Source organism: Blastococcus xanthinilyticus (genome assembly GCF_008124835.1).
Classification (GTDB): domain Bacteria; phylum Actinomycetota; class Actinomycetes; order Mycobacteriales; family Geodermatophilaceae; genus Blastococcus; species Blastococcus xanthinilyticus.
Genome location: NZ_VNHW01000016.1, coordinates 55,682 through 80,170, shown reverse-complemented (window position 1 = coordinate 80,170; position 24,489 = coordinate 55,682). Strand labels below are relative to the sequence as shown.

The following is a 24,489-nucleotide window of genomic DNA, read 5'->3' as shown; positions in this document are numbered from 1 at the left end:
CGCCCGGTAACATTCCGAACCCGGAAGCTAAGCCTCTCAGCGCCGATGGTACTGCCCTGGAGACGGGGTGGGAGAGTAGGACGCCGCCGGACAACCATTCCCGAAGGGGCCCCAGCATCCGTGCTGGGGCCCCTTCGTGCGTTCCCCACCAGGTCCCCGTTCGTGCAATCGCCCTGTGCCCATTCGGCTTTCGGGCATTCCGGATCAGTCGTCGGGGACCTGCGTCGCGCGATCCTCGAGCTGACGCGTGGTGGTGGACGTGCTCGGCCGGGTCGACGCCGGCGGCGAGGTCCGCGCCATGTGCGGGCAGGCGACGTCGACGACGCGGCGGCGCGCGCGACCGGGGCCGGATCGGTCAGCGGCGGGGGCGCGGTTCCTTGGCGGTGGCACCGACGTTCGCGGCCAGCCACGTGTTGAGCGGCGCCACGTCACGCCACGCCTCGCGCACCCGCTCACCGGCTGCCGCGGCGTGCAGCCAGTCCGCGGGCTCCCAGCGCCGGGTCACGTGCAGCGACCGGTGCTTGAGCAGCTCGATGCGGTCGTCGTCGGCCGAGAACCCGGCCGGCACGCGAACCAGTCGGTCGCCGTCGACCGTCCAGCCCGCCGACCGCAGGCGCGCGACCTCCTTCTCCAGGGCCGCCCCCTGCACCGCATCGGCCACCGCCCGCCGGTAGCGGGCCACCTGGTCGGACTCCAGCCGCCAGCACCCGCCGGAGACGGCGAGCCCGTCCGCGGAGATCTGCACGTACCAGGCGCCGGCCCCGCGGCCCTCCGGGTTGACCACCGCTCCCTGGTGCGTCTTGTACGGCGTCTTGTCGTGGCTGAACCGCACGTCCCGGTAGGGCCGGAACACCTTGGCCGGCCCGAACTCCGGAGCGAGGTCGTCCACCAGTGCCTGCAGCGGACCCCGGACGAACGCCTCGTACTCGGACTTGTGCGCGGTCCAGTACGTCCTGCTGTTGTCCGCCTCCAGGCCCTCGTAGAAGACGAGCCCCTCGTCGGGGAAGCCGGCGAAGGTCATGACCTGCGGTCCTCCTCGGTCCCGTCGAGGTCCTTCTCGTCCGGGTCGTTCCCGTCCAGGGTGGTGTGCCAGCGCAGCTCCCGCAGGGGCTCCTCGCCGGTGTCCAGCGTGCGCGCCCAGCCGTCGGGCTCCCACCCCGCCGACTCGAAGAAACCGGCGGAGACCCGGTCGGACTCGGCGAGCCAGATCTCCAGCCGACGCTGCCCGCCGGCCGACGCGAGGTCGGTGACGGCGGCGAGCAACCGGCTGCCGTGCCCGCGCCGGCCCCAGCGGGGCTCGACCAGGAGGGTGGCGACCTCGACCGTGCCCGCCTCCGCGGCGAACGCCGCGAACCCGACAACGGTCTCCCGCTCGACCGCCACCAGCACCCGGTGCCCGGGGGACGGCGGCGCGCCGACGGCGCTCCGCCACGACGCCTCCACCGCTGCCTCGTCCCAGGCGTCGAGGACGCCCGCCGGCAGCACGTCGCGATAGGCGGTGCGCCAGGTCGTGCCCTGGACCCGGGCGATGTCGACCGCGTCCTCCGGTCGGGCCGGGCGCACCGAGACGTCCGCGGATCCCACGCGGCGGGGGAACGGGAGGTCGGAGGTCACCCCGGCAGCCTAGGTCGCACCTCCGCCCGGGCGTCCGTCGTACCCGCCCGGCAGGATCGGCGGGCGTGACACCCGTCGAACGGCTGCCGGCCGCCCTGGCCCGGCGCATCGCGCTCGGGGCGCAGGGCTTCGCGGAGCCGCGCCCGGCCGCGCCCGTCGGCACCCGGCAGCTGCGCCGGGTGGCCGAGCGCCTCGCCGTCGTGCAGATCGACTCGGTGAACGTGCTCTCCCGGTCGCACTACCTGCCGCTGTTCAGCCGGCTGGGTCCCTACCCGCGGGCCGCGCTCGACGTCCTGTCCAACCGGCGGCACGAGCTGTTCGAGTACTGGGCGCACGAGGCGTCGTTCCTGCCGGTGCGGCTGCACCCGCACCTGCGCTGGCGGATGGCGGCGGCCGACCAGGAGGCGTGGGGGTCGATGACCCGGGTCCAGCGCGAACGGCCCGGGTACGTCGCCGCCCTGCTGGAGCGGGTCCGCAGCGACGGGCCGATCCGGGCGAGCCAGCTGCAGGAGGAGCGCCCCAACCGGCCGGGCAGCATGTGGAACTGGCACGCCGGCAAGGCGGGCCTGGAGTACCTGTTCTTCACCGGCGCGCTCACGGCCACCGCGCGCACCGCCGGGTTCGAGCGGGTCTACGACCTGTCCGAGCGGGTGCTCCCGGCCGGGATCGTGCACGCGCCCACCCCCGACCGGCCCGACGCCGTGCGCGAACTGGTCCGCACCGCCGCCCGGGCACTGGGGGTGGCGACCGAGACCGATCTGCGCGACTACTTCCGCCTCGGCCCGGCCGACGCGCGCATCGCCCTCGCCGAGCTGGCCGATGCCCAGGAGCTGCTGCCGGTGGAGGTCGACGGGTGGAACCGCCCGGCGTGGCTGGACCCGCAGGCGCGCCGTCCCCGGTGGATCCGCGCCCGGGCGCTGCTGAGCCCGTTCGACTCGCTGGTGTGGGAGCGGCCCCGGGTGGAGCGGATCTTCGGCTTCCGCTACCGGCTGGAGATCTACACCCCCGCGCACAAGCGGGTGCACGGCTACTACGTGCTGCCCTTCCTGCTCGGTGACCGGCTGGTCGCCCGGGTCGACCTCAAGGCCGACCGGCAGGCGGGGATGCTCCGGGTGCAGGCCGCGCACGCGGAGCCCGGGGTCGACCGCGACGTCGTGGCCGACGCGCTCGCCGCGGAGCTCCGGCTGATGGCCGGGTGGATGGAGCTGGCCGACGTCGTCGTCGCTGAGCGGGGTGACCTGTGGCCCGAGCTCAGCCGGGCTCTCGCGTCCCAGGCGTGAGCCCGGCCAGCCGCCGCACGACCTCCAGGCCGGACGGCTCGCCCGGCCAGTGCCGCAGGAGCACCTCCTCCCCGGCGCCGCGCACCACCGAGCGCAGCGCCCACGCGACGACCACGACGTCGTCGGCGTAGCCCAGGACCGGCACGACGTCGGGCACCAGGTCCACGGGGGAGAGCAGGTAGGCCAGCAGGAGCCACAGCCGGAGCCGCAGCCGCCGGGGGAGCGTGCGGTCGGCGGCCAGGCGGCGCACCAGCCGCACCACGTCGGGCAGCAGCCGCAGCGCGTCGCCCACGGTCATCCCGTCCGGTCGCGAGCGCCACAGGAGGGCCAGCAGCAGCAGCCAGAGGAGCACGAGTCCTCCGGCGAGGGACACCACCGCCGCCAGCCAGTCCACCCGCTCAGTCTGCCCGGCGCGCGCGGGCGCGGCCGTAGGCTCGCACCCGTGCCCCAGGTCGCTCCGCTCCAGGTTCAGGTCATCGCGCAGACGCAGTTCACCCCGCCGGCGGACGTTCCCTGGGAGACCGACGCCGAGGGCGGGCAGGCGCTCGCGGAGTTCGCCGGCCGGGCCTGCTACCAGGCGTGGGACAAGCCGAACCCGGCGACCGCCACCAACGCCGGCTACCTGCGGCACGTCCTGGAGGTGGGCCACCTCGCGGTGCTGGAGCACGCGAGCGTGACCATGTACCTCACCGGCCTCTCCCGGTCGGTGGGCCACGAGCTCGTGCGGCACCGGCAGTTCTCCTTCAGCCAGCTCTCGCAGCGCCATGTGCCGGAGGACGGCGGAGCCGTCGTCGAGCCGGCCGTCATCGCCGGCGACCCCGAGCTGCACGCGCGCTTCACGGCGGCCACCGACGCGGCGCTGGCCGCCTACCGGGAGCTGCTCGAGGGCCTCGAGGACCGGTTCGCCGGCGCGCCGCAGGCGGGCCTGCGGCGCAGGCAGGCGCGGCAGGCCGCCCGCGCGGTGCTGCCCGATGCCGCCGAGACGCGCCTCGTGGTCACCGGCAACTACCGCGCCTGGCGGCACTTCGTCGCCATGCGGGCCAGCGAGCACGCCGACGTGGAGCTCCGCGAGCTGGCCATCGCCTGCCTGCGCGAGCTGCAGCGGGTCGCCGGCGACGTGTTCGGCGACTTCCGGATCAGCCCGCTGGCCGACGGCACGGAGGTCGCCGCCAGCCCGCTGGTCGCCGAGGGCTGACCCGGCGGCGGGACCGGTGGGGCGGGTGATCCGGGCCGCTGCCCGCCGTCGTCCCCCCGCCGTAGGCTCGGGCCCGTGGCAGCTCCGATCGACACCCAGTACGAGGACCTCCTGCGGCGCATCCTCGAGCAGGGCACGCCGAAGCAGGACCGGACCGGGACCGGCACGGTGAGCCTGTTCGGCGAGCGGCTGCGCTACGACCTGTCGCAGGGCTTCCCGCTGGTGACGACGAAGAAGGTGCACTTCAAGTCCATCGCCGTGGAGCTGCTGTGGTTCCTCCGCGGGGACAGCAACGTCGGCTGGCTGCGCGAGAACGGCGTCACGATCTGGGACGAGTGGGCCTCGCCGGAGGGCGAGCTGGGCCCCGTCTACGGCGTGCAGTGGCGGTCCTGGCCGACCCCGGACGGCCGGGAGGTCGACCAGATCGCGGCGCTGCTGGACACCCTGCGGGCCGATCCGGACTCCCGCCGCATGATCGTGTCGGCGTGGAACGTCGGCGCCCTGCCGGAGATGGCGCTGGCGCCCTGCCACGCGTTCTTCCAGTTCCACGTCGCCGACGGCCGGCTCTCCTGCCAGCTGTACCAGCGCAGCGCCGACATGTTCCTCGGCGTGCCGTTCAACATCGCCAGCTATGCGCTGCTCACCCGCATGATCGCCGCCCAGGTCGGCCTGGAGGCCGGCGACCTCATCTGGGTCGGTGGCGACTGCCACATCTACAACAACCACGTCGAGCAGGTCACCGAGCAGCTCACGAGGGAGGTCCGGCCGTTCCCCACGCTGGAGCTGGCCCCGGCCGCCTCGCTGTTCGACTACACCTACGAGCACTTCACCGTGCGCGACTACCGGCCGCACCCCGCGATCCGGGCAGCCGTGGCGGTGTGAGCGGCGACGTCGGCGCGCCGGCCGGCCGGCCCGGCATCGCGCTGGTCTGGGCGCAGGCCCGGGACCGGGTGATCGGGGCGCAGGGGCGGCTGCCCTGGCACCTGCCCGAGGACCTCGCCCTGTTCCGCCGGCTCACCACCGGCTCGACCGTCGTGATGGGGCGGCGCACCTGGGAGTCGCTGCCCGAGCGCTTCCGCCCGCTCCCGGGCCGCACCAACGTCGTCCTGACCACCGACCCCGGCTGGTCGGCCGACGGCGCCCGGCCGGCCGGCTCGGTCGCCCAGGTGCTCGCCGAGCACCCCTCGGCCTGGGTGATCGGCGGGGGAGCGGTGTACGCCGAGTTCCTGCCGCACGCCGACCGGCTCGTCGTCACCGACGTCGACCTGGAGGTCGACGGCGACACGCGGGCGCCGGAGCCCGGCCAGGGGTGGCGGCTGGTGTCCCGCGCACCGGCCGAGGGCTGGGCGACGTCGGAGCGCACGGGGCTGCGCTACGCCGTGTCGGAGTACGCGCGGGATGCGGTCCCTCCCGCTGGGTAGATTCATCCCATGACCACAGACCCCGCCCGGCCGTTCGGGCGCGTGCTCACGGCGATGGTCACCCCGCTGGCCGAGGACGGCTCGATCGACCTCGCCGGGGCCCAGGAGCTGGCCGCGCACCTCGTCGACCGGCAGGCCCACGACGGCCTGGTCGTCCTCGGGACGACGGGGGAGTCGCCCACCATCGGCGACGGCGAGTCGCACGCCGTCCTGGAGGCGGTGATCGACGCCGTCGGTGACCGCGCCACGGTCGTCGCCGGCGTCGGCACCTACGACACCACGCACTCCATCGAGAAGGCGCGGGCCGCCGAGCGGCTGGGCGCCGACGGGCTGCTCGTCGTCACCCCGTACTACAACCGGCCCCCGCAGACCGGCCTGCTGCGGCACTTCACCACGGTCGCCGACAGCACCGACCTGCCGGTGATGCTCTACGACATCCCGATCCGCACCGGCACGCCGATCGAGGTCGACACCCTCGTCCGGGCCGCCGAGCACCCCAGGATCGTGGCGGTCAAGGACGCCAAGGGCGACTTCGGTGCGATGGCGTGGACCATGGCTCGCAGCGACCTGGCGTTCTACAGCGGCGAGGACATGGTCAACCTGCCCATCCTGGCCATGGGCGGCGTGGGCGTGGTCAGTGTCGTCGGCCACCTGGTCGGCCCGCGGCTGGCCGAGCTGATCGCCGCCGTCGAGGCCGGCGACCTGGTCAAGGCCCGCGAGATCAACGACGGTCTGCTGCCGGTCTACACCGGCATCTTCCGCACCCAGGGCGTCATCCTGACCAAGGCGGCGCTGCGGGAGCTGGGCCTCCCGGCCGGCCCCGTGCGCCCGCCGCTGGTCGACGCCACCCCCGAACAGATCGCGCAACTGCGCGCCGACCTCGCCGCCGGCGGGGTCCAGCTCTGAGAGGCATCCCCCTGTGAGTGGTCAGGTCACCCAACCGCACCTCGATCTCAAGGCCCCCCCGCCGCTGCCCGAGGGCGGCCTGCGGGTGATGGCGCTCGGCGGGCTCGGCGAGATCGGCCGCAACATGGCCGTGCTCGAGTTCGACGGGAAGCTGATGGTCATCGACTGCGGCGTCCTCTTCCCGGAGGCCGAGCAGCCGGGCGTCGACCTCATCCTTCCCGACTTCGGCGTCATCGAGCACCGGCTCGACGACATCGTCGCGGTCGTGCTGACCCACGGCCACGAGGACCACATCGGGGCGATCCCGTACCTGCTGCGGCTGCGCGAGGACATCCCGCTGGTCGGCTCGCGGTTCACCCTCGCGCTGGTCGCGGCCAAGCTCCGCGAGCACCGGCTGGACGCGACGCTGGTGGAGGTGGCCGCCGGTGACGACCACCTCGCCGGGCCGTTCCACTGCGAGTTCATCTCGGTGAACCACTCGATCCCCGACGCGCTCGCCGTCGCCGTCCACACCCCGGCGGGCGTGCTCGTGCACACCGGCGACTTCAAGATGGACCAGCTGCCGCTCGACGGCGTCCTCACCGACCTGGGCGCCTTCGCGCGGCTCGGGGTCGAGGGCATCGACCTGCTGCTCTCCGACTCCACCAACGCCGAGGTGCCCGGCTTCGTCACCCCGGAGCGGTCCATCGGCCCGGTGCTCGAGGACGTCTTCGCCCGGGCCACGCAGCGGCTGATCGTCTCCAGCTTCGCCAGCCACGTGCACCGCATCCAGCAGGTCCTCAACGCGGCCGACAAGCACGGCCGGAAGGTCGCGCTGGTGGGCCGCTCGATGGTCCGCAACATGGGGGTGGCCCGCGATCTCGGGCTGCTGCACGTGGCGCCGGGCCTGATGGTCTCCCTGGACGACGCGGCGAAGATGCCGGCGGAGCAGGTCGTGCTGGTCAGCACCGGGTCGCAGGGCGAGCCGCTGTCGGCGCTGGGCCGCATGGCCCGCGGCGACCACCACCAGGTGACCATCGAGGCCGGCGACACCGTCGTGCTCGCCTCGTCCCTGGTGCCCGGCAACGAGACCGCCGTCTACAAGGTGATCAACGGCCTGGCCCGGCTCGGCGCCACCGTCGTGCACAAGGAGACGGCTCGGGTGCACGTCTCCGGGCACGCCCCGGCCGGCGAGCTGCGCACGCTGCTCAACGTCGCCAAGCCGAAGTACCTCATGCCGGTGCACGGGGAGTGGCGGCACCTGCGGGCGCACGCCAAGCTCGCCGAGGAGACCGGCATGGCCACCGATCGGATCCTGCTGGCGGAGGACGGCGTCGTCGTCGATCTCGTCGACGGCAAGGCCTCGATCGTGGGCAGCGTGCCCATCGGCGACGTCTACGTCGACGGGCTGAACGTCGGCGACGTGGGCGAGGAGTCGCTGCAGGCCCGCCGCATCCTCGGCGACGAGGGCTTCGTGGCGCTGACCGTGGTGGTCGAGCCGTCCACCCGCACGATCGTGCGGCCGGTGCACCTGTCCACGAAGGGCTTCTCCGACGACCCGTCGGCCTTCGACGAGGTCCTGCGCCTCGTCGAGGACAACCTGCGGCGGGCGCTGCAGGACGACGGCGTCGATGCGCACCGGATGTCCCAGATCATCCGGCGCACCGTCGGCAAGTGGGTGTCGGACAAGCACCGCCGCCGCCCGATGATCATCCCGACGGTGCTGGAGGTCTAGGCAACGGGGAGCTGCCGGGCCGAGTGGGCCCCGGAGGGGTCCGCGCAGGGGGCGGCGCACCGGCTCAGCGGTCATGGGGAGGGCACCTGGTCGCGGGGTCGCCCGGACGGCGACAGTGTCATCGCGGCGCTCGTTGGTCCCGTCCCGCACCACGCTGCTCGGGCTGGTGAAGCACGCCGCCTTCGTGGAGCAGGTCTGGTTCGACGAGGCCGTCATCTGCCGGCCGCGCGCGGAGATCGGCATCCCGGCGACGCCGGACGAGTCCTTCGTGCTGATCGACGAGGACACCGTCGACTCGGTGCGGGCGGCGCACGAGGCGGCCTCCGCGGCGTCCCGGGAGGCCACCGCGGCCCTGGACCTCGACGACCTGGTGCACGGCAACCGCCGGGGGCCGCTGCCGCTGCGCTGGGTGTACCTGCACGTGCTCCGGGAGCTCGCCCAGCACGCCGGGCACGCCGACATCCTGCGGGAGCAGGTCCTCGCCGCGTAGCACCGTGAAGCCACGACGCCCGCAGCCACGTGCGGTCACCGGCCCGGTCGGTCGGGTGACCGCGCGCCGCGGGGCGGCAGATTTCCGCGGCTCGTCGCGTCGGCCGCTGAACGCCGGCGGCGGTGGTGCGTAACCACCGTCGTCCGGCGCTGCTCAGCCGGACCTCACCGACGAGGGAGACGACTGATGCGTACCAAGACGCTCGCGAGCGCCGGAGCGGCCGGGCTGGCACTGGGCCTGCTGGCCGCGGCCCCGGCCCAGGCCGGGGACAAGGCACACCAGGCAGAGGGCGACCGGGACTTCCGGGTCACCACCACGAAGGACACCGCCGACCACGACCTGCACGACGGGACGTGCGCCGACGCGCAGGGGGCCTGCTCGCTGCGTGCGGCGGTGCAGCAGGCGAACGCCTCCGGCGGCGGCACGGTCGTGCTGGCGAAGAAGGCGGCCTACGCGCTCACGCTGCACGGCGAGGACGACGCCGGGGCGACCGGCGACCTGGACGTCAGCTCGGCCGTGACCATCGAGGGCAACGGCGCGACGGTCGACGCCCGGGGTGAGCACCGGGTCTTCGACGTGCTCGCGGGCGGGTGGCTGCGGCTGAACCACGTCACCGTGACCGGCGGCGCGGCGCTGGGCGAGGGGCTGCCCGCCTCCGGCGGTGGCGTGCGCAACGCCGGCGTGCTGGAGGTCGAGCGGAGCACGATCACCGGGAACCAGGCCACGCGGGCCGGCGGCGGCATCGAGGCGAGCGCCGGGTCGACCACGACCATCAACCGGTCGACGCTGTCGCACAACAGCACCGGCGCGGGCCCGGGCAACGGCGGCGGGCTGCACCTGACCGGGGCGGGCACGGTGCACGTCAGCCGCAGCATCGTCACCGGGAACACCGCCGCCGCCGAGGGCGGCGGGCTGTGGAACTCCGGAGCGGGCACCATGACGGTGGAGCGCAGCACGATCTCGCGGAACACCGCGAGCGGGGACGAGGCGACCATGGGCGGCGGGGGCCTGTTCCAGGACGCCGGCGCCGGAACGCTGACCGTCACCCGGTCGCAGGTCACGGACAACGTGGCTGACGGCGCCGCCGGATCGGGCGGCGGCATCCTCAACGACCAGGGCACCGTGGTCGTCGAGCGCAGCGTGATCACCGGGAACAGCTCGATGCGGGCCGGTGGTGGCATCGAGGCCAACGTCGGGACCACGACGCTGTCGCGGACCGAGCTCAACCGCAACACCACCGGCGCCGCCCCCGGCAACGGCGGCGGGCTGCACCTCACCGGCGCGGGCACCGTGACGATCGAGCGCAGCCGGGTGACCGGCAACGCCGCCGCCAACGAGGGCGGCGGGCTCTGGAACTCCGAGACGGGCACCATGACCGTCAGCCGGACCGACATCCGGCGCAACACCGCGCCCGTCGGGCCGAACGTGTACCAGGACGGCGCGGGCACCGGCTTCACCATCGACGGGCGCACCGTGGCCCCCGGCGACGGCAGCTGACCCGAGGACTCCCGCGGCCGCGCCGGGGGCAGCGATGCTGCTCCCGGCGCGGCCGCGGCACGTCCGTGGTCAGCACACGGTCAGAACCGCGAGCGGAGCACCACCTCGCCGTCGGCGTCCACCACGGCGAACCCGGCGGCGTCCTCCAGCAGCACGGAGGAGTTGAGGTTGCAGTGCAGCTCCACGGGCCCGACGCCGAGGAACTGCCCGGCCGGAACGAGGGCGCCGTCCTCCTCGACCACCGCCACCCGGTAGACCTCGCCCGCGGTGAACCCCTCGCCGGAGAGCTTCACCTCGACGCCCCAGGTGTGCGCCACCAGGGCTGCGGACGCCTCGATGCCGGGCTCGACGACCTCCACGGCGACGTCCTCCTGCGGCACCGCCGGGGGCACCGGCCGCACCAGCCAGCCGACCCCCACGCCGGCGGCGGCGATCCCGACGGCGCCCGCCGTCGCGAGCAGCGCCGTCCGGCGGCGCGACGTCAGCCGCGCCGGCCGCCGGGCCGCCTCCGCCGCGATCCGCGCGAGCACCGCGTCGCGCAGGCCGGCCGGCGGTGCGGGGACCTCGTCCAGCCGGGCGGGGTCGACGTCGGCGAGCCGGGGGACCAGCGGAGCGAGCTCGGCCAGCTCCGCCCGGCACGCGGCGCAGCCGTCCAGGTGGGCGCGGACGGCGGCCCGCTCGGCCGCCGTCCCGTGCCCGAGGGCGTACACCCCCAGCTGCTCGCGGAGATCGCGGTGCTCCTGGGGCGATGGCTCGCTCACGGTTCCACCCCCATCTCCTCCATCGCCAGGCGCAGGGACTTCAGGCCGTAGAAGACCCGGCTGCGCAGTGTGCCCACCGGGATGCCCAGCTCGGCGGCCACCTCGTCGTGTGGCCGCCCCCGCAGGTGCGTCTGGACGATCGCGGTCCGGTGGTCCGGGCTGATCCGGCCCAGTGCCTCCTCGACCACCCAGGCGTCCACCAGCCCGGCGTCGATGCCGTCCCGCGCAGGCAGCTGGTCGGCCCGCGGCTCGGTCAGCTGGGCCTGCCAGGGCCGGACGGCCAGCCGGCGGACCTCGTCGACCACGACGTTGCGGGCGATCGCGAACAGCCAGGTGCGCAGGCCCGCCAGCTGGGGGTCGAAGGAGTCGGCCGCTCGCCAGGCGCGGAGGAAGACCTCCTGCACCACGTCCTGCGCCGCCCCGCCGTCCCCGAGCTGTCGGAGCGCGAACCGGTACAGCTCCGGGCCGTGGGCGGCGTAGGCCGCTCCCACGTCGAGCTGCTCGTCGCGCCCCAGGCCGCTGCCTCGCCTCATCGGCGCCCCTTCCGTGGACCGTTCTCGCAGGGCATACGGACGCCGGAGGCGGAGGGTTCAGTGCGCGGGGGTGTCAGATCCGCACGTGCCCGGCCAGCGCCTCGGCCGCGCGGTCGACGTCCCGGTCGGTGGTGGACACGTGGAACGCCAGCCGCAGCCGGCCCGCCCGGACGCTCGCGCGGACGTCGGCGGCCCGGAGCTGCCCGGCGGCGGCGTCGTCGACGGCGAGACTGACGATGGCGGAGTCGCCCGGCGGCAGACCGACGGCGGCGCGGAACCGGCCGGCCAGGCCGGTCGCGTGCGCGTGCAGCGCCTCCCGGCCGATCTCGGTCAGCAGCTCCAGCGACCGCGCCTGCCCCACCCAGGAGTGCCAGGCGGGGGAGACGTCGAACCGGCGGGCGTCGTCGGCCAGGCGCAGCGGAGCGCCGTAGATGCTGGTCCACGGATCGGCCCCGGCGTACCAGCCGGCCGCGTGCGGGACCAGCTCGTCGAGCCGGTCGGGCCGCACCGTGGCGAAGCAGGTGCCGCGGGGTGCGAGCAGCCACTTGTAGCCACCGCCCACGGTGTAGTCGAAGCGGCCGACGTCGAGCGGGAGCCAGCCGGTCGCCTGGGTGGTGTCCAGCAGCACCCGGGCGCCGGCGGCGGTCGTGGCCGCCGCCAGCCGGTCGAGGTCGAGCACCCGCCCGTCGGCGGACTGGACGGCCGAGACCGCGACCAGCGTGGTCCTGGCCGTGACCTCCTCCGTCAGGCGCTCGAGCGGGACCTCGCGGACCGGGATCCCGCGGCCGGCCTGCGCCAGGAACGGGAAGACGACGCTGGTGAAGTCGTTCTCGGCCACCAGCACCTCCCCGCCGGCCGGGACGGAGGCGGCCACCAGGCCGGCGAAGACGCTGACCTGGCTGCCGACGGCGACGCTGCCCGGCGGCACCCCCACCAGGGCGGCGTAGGCGGCGCGGGCGGACTCCACGTCGCGGTCGAAGTCCGGCGCGCGGCTGCGCCCCGCGGCCCACTGGTCGAGGGCGGCGTGCAGCGCGGACAGCGACCGGCGCGGGGGGAGGCCCATCGAGGCGGTGTCGAGGTAGCTGCCCGCGACGTCGAACTCCCCGGCCACGGCCGCGGCCAGGCTCACCGGTGCACCGGGACCGGTGCGATGCCCTCGGCGGCGGGGAGGTCGAAGCCCCACACCTGCGCGTAGAAGGAGAGCTCGCCGTCCAGCGCCGCGCGGATGTTCTCCGCCTTGCGGAAGCCGTGCTGCTCGCCGGGGAACAGCAGGTAGGCGTGCGGCACGCCCTTGGCCCGGAGAGCGGCGACGATCGCCTCGGCCTGCGACGGCGGGACGACGGCGTCCTCCTCGCCCTGGAAGACCGCCAGCGGGGTGTCCAGGGCCTCGACGTGGTTGATGGGGGAGCGCTCGGCGTGGACGGGGTTGCCCGCCGGCCCGGCGTCCGGGTCGTAGGGCGCGACCAGCCCGTCGAGGTAGCGGGACTCGAACTTGTGCGTCTCGGCCGCCAGCGCGCCCAGGTCGGCGACCCCGAAGTGGCTGGCGCCGGCGGTGAAGACTCCCGGGCGCATCGTCAGCGCGGCCAGGGTCGTGTAGCCGCCCGCCGACCCGCCGCGGATCGCCATCCGGGCGGCGTCCACCCGACCGCTGCCGGCGAGGAAGCGCGCGCAGGCGATCACGTCGTCCAGGTCGGCCACGCCCCACCGCCCCTGCAACGCGTCCCGGTACCGGCGGCCGTAGCCGACCGAACCGCGGTAGTCGACGTCGGCGACGCAGAAGCCGCGCGAGGTCCAGTACTGGACCTCCAGGTCGAGCACCGGGACGGCGGCCCCGGTCGGCCCGCCGTGCACCACCACGAGCAGCGGCGGCAGCTCTCCCTCGGGGGCGGTGACCTCCGGGTTCGTCGGCGGGTAGACCAGCGCGTGGGCCTCGCCGATCCCGGTGCCGGCGTCCTCGGTCGGGAAGGTCACGTGCTCGGGGGTGGAGAACCACGCCGGGTCCAGGCCGAGCCGGCGGGCCGGGCGCAGGATCTCCGGCTCCGTGCTGCCGACGTCCACCCGCAGCACCACCGGCTCGCTCCCCGGGCTGCCGGCCACGCAGACCACCGCCGGGCCGTGCGCGGTGACGTAGCGGAACGTGCCCCAGCTCAGCTCCAGCTCGCGCGGCTCGCCGTCCTCGAGCACGGCGAGCCGGTCGGACCCCGCCCGGCCGTAGGCCAGCACGATCCGCCCGTCGGGCAGCAGCGCGTAGCGGCTCTGCCCGAAGAGCCACTGCGGCCCGGCGATGTCGGCGCCGACGTCCAGGACGAGCTCCACCTCGCCGTGCGGGCGCTTCCGGTACAGCGACCAGACGTCGGTGCGGTCGCACAGGAACCACAGCGTGCCGTCGGGGGCCCACGTCGGCTGGACGACCGACTCCCCGGGGCCGCCGGCGACCACGGTCTCGGTGCCGTCGGCCGACCGGAACACGAGCTGGGCGGCGTCCCAGGGCATGTGCGGGTGGTCCCACTGCAGCCACGCCAGGGCCGAGCCGTCGGGGGAGGGGCGTGGGCCGGCGACGAAGTCGGGCCCGCTGACCAGGACGTCGCTGCTCCCGTCGGGGCGCACCCGCACGATCTCGTTGACGACGTCGGCCGCGGCACCGGAGTCGGCATGGGTCTCCCGGACGGCAAGCAGCCCCTCCGGCGTCGCGACGAGGTCGGCGTGGCGCACCCCGCCGGGGACGGCCGGCTCCGGGGTGACCGGGACCGGGACGTCGGACCCCGCGTCGAGCCGGTACAGCCGCTGGTCGGAGAACTCGGTGAACCACAGCGTGCCGCCGGACACCGTCCAGGCGCCGCCGCCGTACTCGTGGACGCGGGTGCGGGCGTTCCACGGCGCGGGCAGCCCGTCGGCCACGGTGCCGTCGGCCGCGCGCCGCACGAGGACCGAGCGGCCGCCCTCGTCCGGCCGGGACTCCGACCACCAGAGGTCCGGCCCGTCCACGGCCACCTCCCCGAGCCGGGCTGCGGTCCGGACGACCAGCTCGGAGGTGATCGGGGTGGGCCAGCTGCCATGGGGGAGCGGGGAGCTCATGTCTGTGACGTTAGGAGATGGCGGGCCGGTGCGGGACACGACGCCTCGCCTGCCCGCCGGAAACCCCCACCGGGCTTACCGTCTGACGCATGCCTGCCCGCACCACGTCGAGCCGTCGGCCGGCCGCGACCCGCAGCCGCTCGGGTTCGACGGCGGCGAGCAAGAAGCGACCGCCGACCAAGAGCGCGCCCAACCGCCGTCCCGCGGCGAAGAAGAAGCCGCAGTCGTCGGGCCCCGGCCTCTGGCGGATCGCCAGCGGCGGCTGGAACCTGCTCGCCCGCGGCGCGGGCGGTCTCGCCCGCTCGGTGGCCCGCCCGGAGGAGGCCGAGCCGCTGGCGCCCGAGCACCGCCGGGACGGCGTCGGCCTGGCCGTCCTCGGCCTGGCCATCGTGCTGGGCGCGGCGGCCTGGAGCAACGGCATCGGCCCGGTCGGGACGGCGCTGACCGACGGCGTGCGCTGGATCGTCGGGTCGCTGGTGATGGTGCTGCCGGTGGTCCTGTTCTTCGCGGCGCTGCGGCTGCTGCGCCGCGGTCCCCGGCCCGAGGCGCGCGGGCGGCTGGCGATCGGCTGGCTGTGCGCCGTGGCCTCCGTCCTCGGCATCGCGCACGTCGTGGGCACCCCCGCCCTGCCGCAGCAGGGCCGGCCCGGCTCCGGCGGGCTGGTCGGCTGGGCCGTCGGCACCCCGCTGGTCGCGGGGCTCGGCGCCGTCGTGACCGTGGTGCTGCTGGCCCTGCTCGCGTTCTTCGGCCTGCTGGTGATCACCGCGACGCCGGTGCACCAGATCCCGGAGCGGCTGCGGGAGTTCACCGACCGGCTGCTCGGCCGCGACGACTACGACGAGTACGACGACGACGGCTACGACGACGAGGACGAGGAGCCGGAGGAGGCCCCCGTCAGCCGCCGGTCCCGCCGGAAGTCGCTGTCGGAGGACCTGCTCACCACCGGCCCGATCGACCACGGCGCCTACGCCGAGGCACCCGAGGCCACCCGCACCACGGAGGCCGAGCACACCGTCCTCGCGGCCCCGCCGCCGGTCCCGGCCGCCCGGCCGCCGATCGTGGACCGCACCTCCCCGCCCGAGGACCTGCCGCCGATCACCGAGCCGGAGCAGCTGTCGATCCAGCCGGTCGAGGGCGACTACGTGCTGCCCTCGCTGTCCACGCTCCGCCCCGGCGACCCGCCGCGGGCCCGCTCGAAGGCCAACGACGTCGCCATCGAGGCGATCAGCGGCGTCCTGGAGCAGTTCAACATCGACGCCGCGGTCACCGGCTTCACCCGCGGGCCGACGGTCACCCGCTACGAGGTCGAGCTCGGCCAGGGCGTGAAGGTCGAGAAGATCACCGCCCTGACCCGCAACATGGCCTACGCGGTGGCCAACGACAACATCCGCATCCTCGCGCCGATCCCCGGCAAGTCCGCCGTCGGCATCGAGGTGCCCAACACCGACCGCGAGAAGGTCAGCCTGGGCGACGTGCTGCGCTCGCAGGCGGCCAAGCAGGACCCGCACCCGATGCTGGTGGGTCTCGGCAAGGACATCGAGGGCGGGTTCGTCTGCGCGAACCTGGCGAAGATGCCGCACCTGCTGGTCGCCGGCGCCACCGGCGCCGGTAAGTCCAGCTGCGTCAACTCGATCCTGACCTCGCTGCTGCTGCGGGCCACCCCGGACCAGCTGCGGATGATCCTGGTCGACCCCAAGATGGTCGAGCTGACGCCGTACGACGGCATCCCGCACCTGATCACGCCGATCATCACCGACCCGAAGAAGGCCGCCACCGCGCTGGCCTGGCTGGTCGAGGAGATGGAGCAGCGCTACCAGGACATGAAGTCCACCGGCGTGCGGCACATCGACGACTTCAACCGCAAGGTCGACAAGGGCGAGATCACGGTGCCGCCCGGCAGCGAGCGGGTCTACCGGCGCTACCCCTACATCCTGGCGATCGTCGACGAGCTCGCCGACCTCATGATGGTGGCGCCCCGGGACGTCGAGGAGCACATCGTCCGGATCACGCAGAAGGCCCGTGCGGCGGGCATCCACCTGATCCTGGCCACGCAGCGCCCGTCGGTCGACGTCGTCACCGGCCTGATCAAGGCCAACGTGCCCTCGCGCCTGGCGTTCTCCACCTCCAGCCTCACCGACAGCCGGGTCATCCTCGACCAGCCGGGCGCGGAGAAGCTGATCGGCATGGGTGACGCCCTCTTCATGCCCATCGGCGCGGGCAAGCCGATGCGCGTCCAGGGCGCGTTCGTGTCCGACGCCGAGATCGAGGCGGTCGTCGAGTTCAGCAAGCGGCAGGCCGAGCCGGAGTACCGCGAGGAGGTCTTCTCCGCGGGCAGCGCCGGCGAGAAGAAGGAGATCGACGAGGACATCGGCGGCGATCTCGACCTGCTGCTGCAGGCCGTGGAGCTCATCGTCACCAGCCAGTTCGGCTCGACGTCGATGCTGCAGCGCAAGCTGCGGGTCGGGTTCGCCAAGGCCGGCCGGCTCATGGACCTCATGGAGAGCCGCGGCATCGTCGGGCCCTCGGAGGGCTCCAAGGCGCGCGACGTGCTCATCAAGCCCGACGAGCTCGAGGCGACGCTGTTCACCATCCGCGGCAGCGAGTAGTCGACCGGCCGTCCCGCGCGTCACCGGACGGGGATCACCCCGTCGCGGGGTGGGATCCACCGCTCCGGCGACTACGATGGCCCGGTGACAGCCACGCCCCGCTCTCCCCGGACCGTGGCCGTGGTGACCCTCGGTTGCGCGCGCAACGAGGTCGACTCCGAGGAGCTGGCCGGCCGGCTGGCGGCCGAGGGGTACCAGCTCGTCGAGGACTCCGACTCCGCCGACGCCGTCCTGGTGAACACCTGCGGCTTCATCGAGACCGCCAAGAAGGACTCGGTCGACGCCATCCTCGCCGCCACGGACTCCGGTGCCTCCGTCGTCGCCGTCGGCTGCATGGCCGAGCGGTACGGCGCCGAGCTCGCCGGCGCGCTGCCGGAGGCCACCGTCCTCGGCTTCGACGACTACGCCGCGATCGGCGACCGCCTCGACGACGTGCTGGCCGGCCGCCCGCTGGTCCCGCACACCCCGCGCGACCGGCGCACCCTGCTGCCGATCAGCCCGGTCGAGCGCTCCGCGGTGCTCGCCGGCGCCGGGGGGCGGACGGGCGAGACCGGCCCGGCCATCCCCGGGCACGACTGGCTGCGCCGCCGCCGGCTGGCCTCCGGGCCGTCGGCCGCGCTGAAGCTCGCCTCCGGGTGCGACCGGCGCTGCGCCTTCTGCGCCATCCCGGCCTTCCGCGGCGCCTTCGTCTCCCGCCCGCCGGCCGAGGTGCTCTCCGAGGCCGCGTGGCTGGCCGGGCAGGGCGTCACCGAGCTGGTGCTGGTCAGCGAGAACTCCACCTCCTACGGCAAGGACCTCGGCGACCTGCGCTCGCTGGAGAAGTTGCTGCCGCAGCTGGCCGCCGTCGAGGGGATCGCGCGGGTGCGGGTGGCCTACCTGCAGCCGGCCGAGCTGCGCCCCGGGCTGCTGGAGGTCATCGCCGGCACCGGGCGCGTGGCTCCCTACTTCGACCTCTCCTTCCAGCACTCCTCGCCCTCGCTGCTGCGTCGCATGCGGCGGTTCGGCGGCACCGACGACTTCCTCGCCCTCATCGAGCGGGCGCGGTCACTGGCACCGGAGGCCGGCTTCCGCACCAACGTCATCCTCGGCTTCCCGGGGGAGACCGAGGACGACGTCGCCGAGCTCGAGCGCTTCCTCGTCGCGGGCCGCCTGGACGCCGTCGGCGTCTTCGGCTACTCCGACGAGGAGGGCACCGAGGCCATCGGGCTGGACGGCAAGCTGGACCAGCACGAGATCGACGCCCGGGTGCGCCGGATCACCGACCTGGTCGAGGAGCTGACCGCCCAGCGCGCCGAGGACCGGATCGGCGAGCGGGTCGAGGTGCTGCTGACCGAGGACCTCTCGGCCGAGCAGGGGCCGGGCGTCTGGCTCGGGCACGCCGCCCACCAGGATCCCGACGCCGACGGGACCACGACCGTGACCGGGGTGCCGGCCGACGCCGTCGCCGGCGGGCTGGTCGCCGCCGAGGTCGTGGACACCGAGGGGATCGACCTCGTGGCCCGGGTGCTCCTGCCCGCCGTCGCGCCGGCCGGGCGGTGACGTAGGTGAGCGACGTGGCCCCCGACCCGGCAGCGACGCCCCCGCAGTCGACCAAGCTTGTGAACCTGCCGAACGCGCTCACCGTGCTCCGGTTGGCCGTCGTCCCGGTGTTCGCGGTCCTGCTCTTCCAGGACGACGCCCTGGACGACGCCGACCGCTACTGGGCCACGCTGGTGTTCGGCCTGGCGATCCTCACCGACCGGTACGACGGGCTGATCGCGCGGCGCACCGGGCAGGTGACCGAGTTCGGCAAGCTGGCCGACCCGATCGCCGACAAGGCCCTCACCGGTACGGCCCTGATCGCGCTGTCGGTCCTGGCGCTCCTCCCGTGGTGGGTGACCGCGGTGATCCTGGTCCGCGAGGTGGGCGTCACCCTGCTGCGGTTCTGGGTGATCCGGGACGGCGTCATCGCCGCCAGCCGCGGGGGCAAGGCCAAGACCGTGGTGCAGGCCCTCGCCATCGGGCTCTACATCCTGCCGCTGAGCGGCGCGCTGGCGACCGCCCGCTGGTGGGTCATGGCCGTGGCCGTGCTGCTCACCGTGCTCACCGGCCTGGACTACGTCTACCGGGCCGTGACCCTGCGCCAGACCAGTGCGCGGGCGATGCGGGCCGCGGCCGCCCGCCGCGCCGCCGGGCCCAGCACCGGCACCCGCACCGACACCGCCGCCTGAGCGCGTGACGTCGCCCGCGGCGCCGGAGGCGCCGGCCGCCGAGGTGCACCGGGCGCTGCTCGGGCGGGGCGAGACCGTGGCCGCCGCGGAGTCGCTGACCGCCGGCCTGCTGTGCGCCACCCTCGCCGCGGTGCCGGGCGCGAGCGCCACGCTGCGCGGCGGGGCCGTCGTCTACGCCACCGATCTCAAGGCCGCGCTCGCCGGGGTGCCCGAGGACCTGCTGGCCGCGCACGGGCCGGTCAGCCGGCCGACCGCCGCCGCGCTCGCCGAGGGCATCCGGGTGCGGTGCTCGGCGACGTGGGGGATCGGGCTCACCGGCGTCGCCGGCCCCGACCCCGTCGACGGCCACGGGCCCGGCCGGGTCTACCTCGGGCTGAGCGACGGCGAGCGCACCGATGTGGTGCAGCTGGACCTGCCCGGCGACCGCGCCGCGGTGCGGACCGGCGCGGTCGACCACGCCCTCACCGCGCTGCTCGACCGGCTGCGTGGCGGCCGCCCCGGGAACGAGCCGCTCGCTCCCGGCGTTACGCCATGAGCGGACTCGGCCCCGCCGGTGGGCTCCTGACGCACGGGCCGCGTACCGTGAGCGCACGGTGCCAGATGGCACCGCCGCTTCCCCGCTCGCAGGACAGGAGACGGCCATGACGCTGCTGCGCACCCAGCTCGGGAACACCCTGCGCGGCCACCGGCTGCGTCAGCACCGGACGTTGCGTGACGTCTCCGGCGCCGCACGGGTCAGCCTCGGTTACCTCTCCGAGGTGGAACGGGGGCAGAAGGAGGCATCCTCCGAGCTGCTCGCCTCCATCTGCGACGCCCTCGAGGTGGAGCTGGCCGACCTGCTCGCCGAGGTCAGCCTGGAGCTGCGCGTCGCGGCCGCCGGCGGCGAGATCCGGCCGCTCGCTCCCTCCGGTGACGCCCCGGTCGCCGAGCCCGTCGTCGTCCCGCAGGGGTCCGAGCCGGCCGCCGAGCCGGCGCTCGCCCTGGTCGGCGCCGGTCCGCAGGGCCGGGCCGCGCGGCGGCACGACGCGGTCTCGCTCGCCGCCTGACCGACCGGCCCCGCCTCCCGGAGCTCCCGCCGCAGCCGTGAACCGCACGCGCGCCGGCCTGCTCGCGGGCGCCGCCCGGGCCTTCGCGGCCGACGGCGTCCGCGGCAGCACCATGCAGTCGGTGGCCGCCGCGGCCGGTGTCGCCAAGGGGACCCTCTACAACTACTTCCGCACCAAGGACGACGTCGTCGGTGCGCTCGTCGCCGCCGAGCTCGACCGGCTGGGCGAGCTGGCCGCGGGGCGCACGCTCGCTGACGCCCTGGTCGCGCTCGCCGACGACCTCGGCACCCATCCGGTGCTGCGCCGGGTGGCGGCGACCGAGCCGGAGCGCCTCGTCGTCGATGCCGGACGGTGGGAGGTGGTCACCCGCCGGCTCGCGGCCGCGCTCGTGGTCCCGGACGACGCCGCGGAGCTCGTCGCCCGCTGGCTGCTCGGGGTGGTCGTCCAGCCGGGCCGGACCACCGTGCGGCGCCGGCAGGCCGAGGCGGTCGCCCTGGCCGTCGCCGCGCTCAGCCCAGTGGCAGGGCCCGGGTGAAGACCACCCGGTCGGCGCCGGGTCCGGCGTGCCCCGGCGAGGGAGCCGCGTGCGCGCCGAACCGCGTGGCGAGGGCGGCGGCGGGCCGGTCCCCGGGCAGGGTCACGGCCTGGGCCACCCGCGCGCCGACGCCGGCGGCCAGACCGGCGAAGCGCTCGAGCAGCCGGGTGGCGATCCCGGCCCCGCGCCGGGCGGGGTGGACGGCGACGGCCTGCACGACGGCGATCCGGTCGGCGCTCACGACACCCAGCAGGTAACCGGCGTCCGCGCCGTCCGCGGTCAGCGCGAGCGCCCCGAACCCGCCCAGCTGGTGGAAGAACACCGGGTCGTGGAGCGCGGTGACGGCGTCGGCGTCGAGCACGGAGCCGGCCCAGAACTCCTCGCGCCGGGCGAGCAGGCGGCCGCGCAGCGCACCGGCGGAGAGCTCCTCGAAGCCGACCAGCCGGAGCCGGTCGCCGGTCACCGCCGGTCCCGCGCGGCCGCCAGCTCGTCGCTCGTGGGCGGATCGGCGCCGACGCGGGTGCAGTTCAGCGCCGCGACCAGGGCGGCGTCGTCGACCAGGGCGAGCAGCTGCTCGTCGGAGGCCGCCTCCAGCGACGCCCGGGTGTCGATACCGGCGTCGAGCAGCCCGGTGAGCAACCCGGCGGCCAGCGAGTCGCCGGCGCCCACGGTGTCGACGACGTCGACCCGCGGGCTCTCCCGGTGCAGCACCGGCCGGCCCGGGCGGGCGATCCGCAGCGGCGCACCGCCGTCGGTGAGCACCACCAGCGCCGGCCCGCGCTCGGCCCAGCGGCGCGCGGCGTCGTCCAGGTCGGTGGTCCCCGGTTCGAGCCAGGCGAGGTCCTCGGCGCTCACCTTGACCAGGTCGGCGTGCGCGACCAGCTCGGCCAGCCGGCGGGTGACCCGGGCGCGGTCGTTGCCGAGGGAGGCGCCGACCGCGCCCTCGGCCAGCATCGGTCGGATGTTGGGGTCGACGCTGATGAGGGCGGCGCCGGCCAGCCGAGAGACGAGCCGGGCGACGGCGGCGCTGCCCGGCTCGGTCCAGCTGGAGATGGAGCCGACGTGCAGCGCACCCACCTCGTCGGCGTCGACGCGGGCCAGCTCGTCGTCGGTCCACTGCCAGTCGGCCGCGCCGAGCACGTGGAAGCCGTAGTCGGGGCTGCCGTCCGGGCCGAGGCCCACGACGGCGAGGCTGACCGGCTCCGCGGCGTCGACGAAGGCGGTGGTGTCGACGCCCGAGAGCTCCGCGTGCCGCCGGAGGTGGCCGGCCAGCGGGCCGGTGCCCAGCCGGGCCAGCAGGCGGACCGGCGCGCCCAGCCGCCCGGCGGCGACGGCGACGTTGAGCGCGTTGCCCCCGGGGCGGGCGACGTAGTGCGGTGCCGTGCCCTCCGGGCCGGCGCCGGCCGAGGGGTCCGGCAGGAGGTCGACGACCAGTTCGCCGAGGACACACAGGGTTCGGACGCCGGGCTGCACGACGCGAACCCTAGCCGCGTCCGGAGCGAGCGCCGGAGCCACTGGTGCCCGCATTGGCTGCAAAGGGCGAGCACCTGGGACGATGATCGGTGACGAGCATCGCCGGGCCGGCTGTGCGCCGGAGCAGGAGGACCACCCATGCCCAATCCGTTCGTGAAGCTGTGGAAGTACCTCACCGCGTCGGCCAACGCCCAGATCGACCAGCGGGCCGATCCGAAGATCCAGATCGCCCAGGCGATCGAGGCCGAGCAGCAGCGGCACCAGTCCCTGGCCAACCAGGCCGCCGCGGTGCTGGGCAACCAGCGGCAGCTGGAGATGCGGCTGAACCGGCAGCTCGGCGAGGTCGAGAAGCTGCAGGCCTCCGCGCGCCAGGCGCTGACGCTCGCCGACCAGACGCGGGGGAAGGGCGACGCGACCAAGGCCGCCGAGTACGAGCAGGCCGCCCAGGCGTTCGCGACCCAGCTGGTGGCCGCCGAGCAGTCGATGGAGGACCTCAAGCGCAGCCACGACGAGGCGCTCCAGGCCGCGGAGCAGGCCCGCGGCGCGGTCGAGCAGTCCCGCATGCGGCTGCAGACCACGCTGGCCGAGCGCACGAAGCTGATGAGCCAGCTCGAGCAGGCCAAGATGCAGGAGCACGTGGCCGCGTCGATGCGTCAGGTCAACGAGCTCTCCGCGCCGGGCAACACCCCGAACCTCGGCGAGATCCGGGACAAGATCGAGGCCCGCTACGCCAACGCGCTGGGTCAGGCGGAGCTGGCGCAGACCTCGGTCGAGGGCCGGATGCTCGAGGTGCAGAAGGCGACCCTCGACGTCGCGGGCGCCTCCCGGCTGGACCAGATCCGGGCCTCCATGGGCGGTGGCCCGCAGGCGGTCGAGGGCACGTCCGCCGCCGGCGCGATCGAGCAGGGCGCTCCCGCGCCCGACCTCACGGCCGAGCAGCGCCAGGCCCAGCCGGCCGAGCGGCCCGAGCAGGCCTAGCCGGTGGTCCGCTCCCCGCCGCTTCCCGGCGACGGGGGGCGGGCCCCGGTCAGCCGGGGGTGGCGACGGGCGGTTGCCGCCCCGGTTCGCCGGTCCGCGCGGTGGGTGAGATTGGGGAGTCCGCCGCCTGGCAGCGCGGGCACCAGTAGGTGACCCGCTCCTGCAGGGGCGGCCCCTGGTCACCCATGAGGATCGGCGTCCCGCACCGCCGGCAGGGCTTGCCCTTCCGGCCGTAGACCCAGTGGTCGCGGCCCTTGCGCAGGTCACCGGTCGTGCTCTGCTCCGGGTGGTGCAGGTTCGCCCGCATCAGCCGCTGCGCCCGCTCCACCAGCGGCTCCAGCCGGTCGTCGACGTCGGCCACCCGGGCCCACGGGTGCAGACCGGTGAGGAACAGCGCCTCGACCTTGTACAGGTTGCCGATGCCGGCGAGGTTCCGCTGGTCCAGGATCGCCACGCCCACCTGCTCGTCGGGATGGCTGCGCAGCCGGCGCAGCGCCTCGGCCAGGTCCCAGTCCGGCCCGAGGATGTCCGGGCCGAGGTGACCGACGAGCTGGTCCTCATCGCTCGTGGGGACGATCTCGACGTCGTGCAGCCGGTAGCCGACGCACTCCCACTCGTCGGTGGCGAGGACGACGCGGACGTCGTAGCCCGGCCCGCCGCGCCACCTGGTGCCCGGCCGGTAGATGTGCCAGCTGCCGTCCATGCGGTAGTGCGTCCGCAGCGTCCGCTCGTCGGCCAGCCGGATGAGCATGTGCTTGCCCCGCGGGACGACCTCGCGGACGGTGACGCCGGCCAGGTCGAGCGCGGCCAGCTGCGGCAGGCGGAACTCGCCCGTGCGCAGAGTCGCCCCCGCGAGCGCCTGGTTCATGCGCTTCGCCGCCAGCCAGACGGTGTCTCCCTCGGGCACGCGCCCAGTCTCCCCGGCGGCGGGCGAGCGCGCCCCGCCGGGCGGCCCGGCCCGGCGCCCGGGTCAGTAGCGGGGGTACGGCGGGCGCCGCGGCGACAGCGACGCCAGGGCGGCGCTGGCCGTGCCGGTCAGGATGACCAGCCCCAGCAGCGCCAGCACGAACCGCTCGGGCACCAACGCCCCGACCGTGAGGAGGGCGACGCCGACGATCGACAGGACGATCAAGAGGATGCGCATGAGCTTCTGCC

The 24,489-nt window shown here is 75.0% G+C and carries 26 protein-coding genes and 1 rRNA gene; 16 read left to right on the top strand and 11 right to left on the bottom strand.

The features are described from left to right. Window positions 1–92: ribosomal RNA gene (gene rrf, locus BD833_RS19720) — 5S ribosomal RNA — on the top strand; the annotation flags it as partial. Between the two features lie 263 nt (window positions 93–355). Here the strand turns inward: rrf and BD833_RS19715 are convergent. Both BD833_RS19715 and BD833_RS19710 read right to left on the bottom strand, forming a co-directional pair. Further along, complete coding sequence (locus tag BD833_RS19715; RefSeq protein ID WP_166534854.1) at window positions 356–1,021, bottom strand: DUF2461 domain-containing protein; 666 nt, start codon at window positions 1,019–1,021, stop codon at window positions 356–358. Beyond that, window positions 1,018–1,614 carry a GNAT family N-acetyltransferase gene (locus BD833_RS19710; protein WP_166534853.1) on the bottom strand — a complete coding sequence of 199 codons (597 nt, stop codon included), beginning with the start codon at window positions 1,612–1,614 and terminating at the stop codon, window positions 1,018–1,020. Before BD833_RS19710 ends, BD833_RS19715 begins: the two co-directional genes overlap by 4 nt. A 65-nt stretch (window positions 1,615–1,679) precedes the next feature. Between BD833_RS19710 and BD833_RS19705 the strand changes: the two genes are divergently transcribed. Beyond that, window positions 1,680–2,894: a winged helix-turn-helix domain-containing protein gene (locus tag BD833_RS19705; protein ID WP_166534852.1), complete on the top strand. Its 1,215-nt coding sequence runs from the start codon at window positions 1,680–1,682 to the stop codon at window positions 2,892–2,894. Here BD833_RS19705 and BD833_RS19700 read toward each other — a convergent pair. Further along, the gene (locus BD833_RS19700; protein WP_208092781.1) at window positions 2,866–3,288 is read right to left on the bottom strand and encodes a DUF1232 domain-containing protein; all 423 of its coding nucleotides are present in this window, start codon (window positions 3,286–3,288) and stop codon (window positions 2,866–2,868) included. The genes BD833_RS19705 and BD833_RS19700 overlap by 29 nt on opposite strands. 48 nt (window positions 3,289–3,336) lie before the next feature. Between BD833_RS19700 and thyX the strand changes: the two genes are divergently transcribed. The 7 genes from thyX to BD833_RS19665 all read left to right on the top strand — a co-directional run bounded on the left by thyX (window position 3,337) and on the right by BD833_RS19665 (window position 10,117). Next, window positions 3,337–4,089, top strand: coding sequence for an FAD-dependent thymidylate synthase (thyX, locus tag BD833_RS19695; protein WP_166534851.1), 753 nt, complete (start codon window positions 3,337–3,339; stop codon window positions 4,087–4,089). A 75-nt stretch (window positions 4,090–4,164) separates the two neighbouring features. Further along, window positions 4,165–4,971: a thymidylate synthase gene (locus BD833_RS19690; RefSeq protein WP_166534850.1), complete on the top strand. Its 807-nt coding sequence runs from the start codon at window positions 4,165–4,167 to the stop codon at window positions 4,969–4,971. Then, a complete protein-coding gene (locus BD833_RS19685) occupies window positions 4,968–5,510 on the top strand; it encodes a dihydrofolate reductase (RefSeq protein WP_243737826.1) in 543 nt (180 codons plus the stop codon). Before BD833_RS19690 ends, BD833_RS19685 begins: the two co-directional genes overlap by 4 nt. Before the next feature lie 9 nt (window positions 5,511–5,519). Further along, window positions 5,520–6,416, top strand: coding sequence for a 4-hydroxy-tetrahydrodipicolinate synthase (dapA, locus tag BD833_RS19680; RefSeq protein WP_166534849.1), 897 nt, complete (start codon window positions 5,520–5,522; stop codon window positions 6,414–6,416). Between the two features lie 13 nt (window positions 6,417–6,429). Continuing rightward, window positions 6,430–8,130 carry a ribonuclease J gene (locus BD833_RS19675; RefSeq protein ID WP_166534848.1) on the top strand — a complete coding sequence of 567 codons (1,701 nt, stop codon included), beginning with the start codon at window positions 6,430–6,432 and terminating at the stop codon, window positions 8,128–8,130. 133 nt (window positions 8,131–8,263) lie between these two features. After that, entirely contained in the window at window positions 8,264–8,620 is a 357-nt protein-coding gene (locus BD833_RS19670) for a mycothiol transferase (RefSeq protein WP_243737825.1), read from the top strand. Between the two features lie 186 nt (window positions 8,621–8,806). After that, window positions 8,807–10,117: a right-handed parallel beta-helix repeat-containing protein gene (locus BD833_RS19665; RefSeq protein ID WP_166534846.1), complete on the top strand. Its 1,311-nt coding sequence runs from the start codon at window positions 8,807–8,809 to the stop codon at window positions 10,115–10,117. Window positions 10,118–10,197: 80 nt separating this feature from the next. Here BD833_RS19665 and BD833_RS19660 read toward each other — a convergent pair whose 3' ends face one another. The 4 genes from BD833_RS19660 to BD833_RS19645 all read right to left on the bottom strand — a co-directional run bounded on the left by BD833_RS19660 (window position 10,198) and on the right by BD833_RS19645 (window position 14,486). Further along, entirely contained in the window at window positions 10,198–10,878 is a 681-nt protein-coding gene (locus BD833_RS19660) for an anti-sigma factor (RefSeq protein WP_166534845.1), read from the bottom strand. After that, complete coding sequence (locus tag BD833_RS19655; RefSeq protein WP_166534844.1) at window positions 10,875–11,411, bottom strand: sigma-70 family RNA polymerase sigma factor; 537 nt, start codon at window positions 11,409–11,411, stop codon at window positions 10,875–10,877. Before BD833_RS19655 ends, BD833_RS19660 begins: the two co-directional genes overlap by 4 nt. A 73-nt stretch (window positions 11,412–11,484) precedes the next feature. Continuing rightward, window positions 11,485–12,540 (bottom strand): aminotransferase class V-fold PLP-dependent enzyme, encoded by a 1,056-nt coding sequence (locus tag BD833_RS19650; RefSeq protein ID WP_208092780.1) that lies wholly within the window; start codon window positions 12,538–12,540, stop codon window positions 11,485–11,487. Further along, window positions 12,537–14,486: a S9 family peptidase gene (locus BD833_RS19645; protein ID WP_166534843.1), complete on the bottom strand. Its 1,950-nt coding sequence runs from the start codon at window positions 14,484–14,486 to the stop codon at window positions 12,537–12,539. The genes BD833_RS19650 and BD833_RS19645 overlap by 4 nt, the downstream gene beginning before the upstream one ends. An 89-nt stretch (window positions 14,487–14,575) precedes the next feature. Between BD833_RS19645 and BD833_RS19640 the strand changes: the two genes are divergently transcribed. The 6 genes from BD833_RS19640 (at window position 14,576) to BD833_RS19615 (ending at window position 20,883) form a co-directional block, all read left to right on the top strand. Further along, entirely contained in the window at window positions 14,576–17,092 is a 2,517-nt protein-coding gene (locus BD833_RS19640) for an FtsK/SpoIIIE family DNA translocase (protein ID WP_166534842.1), read from the top strand. 84 nt (window positions 17,093–17,176) lie between these two features. Further along, on the top strand, window positions 17,177–18,631 hold the full coding sequence (locus tag BD833_RS19635) for a MiaB/RimO family radical SAM methylthiotransferase (RefSeq protein WP_166534841.1): 1,455 nt from the start codon (window positions 17,177–17,179) through the stop codon (window positions 18,629–18,631). A gap of 5 nt (window positions 18,632–18,636) precedes the next feature. Beyond that, complete coding sequence (pgsA, locus tag BD833_RS19630; RefSeq protein ID WP_166534840.1) at window positions 18,637–19,302, top strand: CDP-diacylglycerol--glycerol-3-phosphate 3-phosphatidyltransferase; 666 nt, start codon at window positions 18,637–18,639, stop codon at window positions 19,300–19,302. Window positions 19,303–19,306: 4 nt separating this feature from the next. Next, a complete protein-coding gene (locus BD833_RS19625) occupies window positions 19,307–19,837 on the top strand; it encodes a CinA family protein (protein ID WP_166534839.1) in 531 nt (176 codons plus the stop codon). A 106-nt stretch (window positions 19,838–19,943) separates the two neighbouring features. After that, the gene (locus tag BD833_RS19620) at window positions 19,944–20,348 is read left to right on the top strand and encodes a helix-turn-helix domain-containing protein (protein WP_166534838.1); all 405 of its coding nucleotides are present in this window, start codon (window positions 19,944–19,946) and stop codon (window positions 20,346–20,348) included. A 37-nt stretch (window positions 20,349–20,385) separates the two neighbouring features. Then, on the top strand, window positions 20,386–20,883 hold the full coding sequence (locus BD833_RS19615) for a TetR family transcriptional regulator (RefSeq protein ID WP_166534837.1): 498 nt from the start codon (window positions 20,386–20,388) through the stop codon (window positions 20,881–20,883). On the opposite strand, the gene BD833_RS19610 is transcribed toward BD833_RS19615, so the two are convergent. Next, complete coding sequence (locus tag BD833_RS19610) at window positions 20,858–21,346, bottom strand: GNAT family N-acetyltransferase (RefSeq protein ID WP_166534836.1); 489 nt, start codon at window positions 21,344–21,346, stop codon at window positions 20,858–20,860. The two genes, BD833_RS19615 and BD833_RS19610, sit on opposite strands and share 26 nt — an antisense overlap. Next, complete coding sequence (locus tag BD833_RS19605) at window positions 21,343–22,356, bottom strand: PfkB family carbohydrate kinase (RefSeq protein WP_243737824.1); 1,014 nt, start codon at window positions 22,354–22,356, stop codon at window positions 21,343–21,345. Before BD833_RS19605 ends, BD833_RS19610 begins: the two co-directional genes overlap by 4 nt. Window positions 22,357–22,494: 138 nt before the next feature. Between BD833_RS19605 and BD833_RS19600 the strand changes: the two genes are divergently transcribed. Continuing rightward, entirely contained in the window at window positions 22,495–23,334 is an 840-nt protein-coding gene (locus tag BD833_RS19600) for a PspA/IM30 family protein (RefSeq protein ID WP_166534834.1), read from the top strand. 49 nt (window positions 23,335–23,383) lie between these two features. On the opposite strand, the gene BD833_RS19595 is transcribed toward BD833_RS19600, so the two are convergent. After that, entirely contained in the window at window positions 23,384–24,241 is an 858-nt protein-coding gene (locus BD833_RS19595; RefSeq protein ID WP_166534833.1) for a DNA-formamidopyrimidine glycosylase family protein, read from the bottom strand. Window positions 24,242–24,304: 63 nt separating this feature from the next. After that, window positions 24,305–24,478 (bottom strand): hypothetical protein, encoded by a 174-nt coding sequence (locus tag BD833_RS19590; RefSeq protein WP_166534832.1) that lies wholly within the window; start codon window positions 24,476–24,478, stop codon window positions 24,305–24,307. Window positions 24,479–24,489: the final 11 nt, after the last annotated feature.

Bases quoted from the DNA above. Each gene is read 5' to 3' on its own strand.
- BD833_RS19715 (WP_166534854.1), bottom strand. From the start codon at position 1,021: ATGACCTTCGCCGGCTTCCCCGACGAGGGGCTCGTCTTCTACGAGGGC.
- dapA (WP_166534849.1), top strand. From the start codon at position 5,520: ATGACCACAGACCCCGCCCGGCCGTTCGGGCGCGTGCTCACGGCGATG.
- BD833_RS19665 (WP_166534846.1), top strand. From the start codon at position 8,807: ATGCGTACCAAGACGCTCGCGAGCGCCGGAGCGGCCGGGCTGGCACTG.
- BD833_RS19655 (WP_166534844.1), bottom strand. From the start codon at position 11,411: ATGAGGCGAGGCAGCGGCCTGGGGCGCGACGAGCAGCTCGACGTGGGA.
- BD833_RS19645 (WP_166534843.1), bottom strand. From the start codon at position 14,486: ATGAGCTCCCCGCTCCCCCATGGCAGCTGGCCCACCCCGATCACCTCC.
- BD833_RS19640 (WP_166534842.1), top strand. From the start codon at position 14,576: ATGCCTGCCCGCACCACGTCGAGCCGTCGGCCGGCCGCGACCCGCAGC.
- BD833_RS19620 (WP_166534838.1), top strand. From the start codon at position 19,944: ATGACGCTGCTGCGCACCCAGCTCGGGAACACCCTGCGCGGCCACCGG.
- BD833_RS19600 (WP_166534834.1), top strand. From the start codon at position 22,495: ATGCCCAATCCGTTCGTGAAGCTGTGGAAGTACCTCACCGCGTCGGCC.
- BD833_RS19590 (WP_166534832.1), bottom strand. From the start codon at position 24,478: ATGCGCATCCTCTTGATCGTCCTGTCGATCGTCGGCGTCGCCCTCCTC.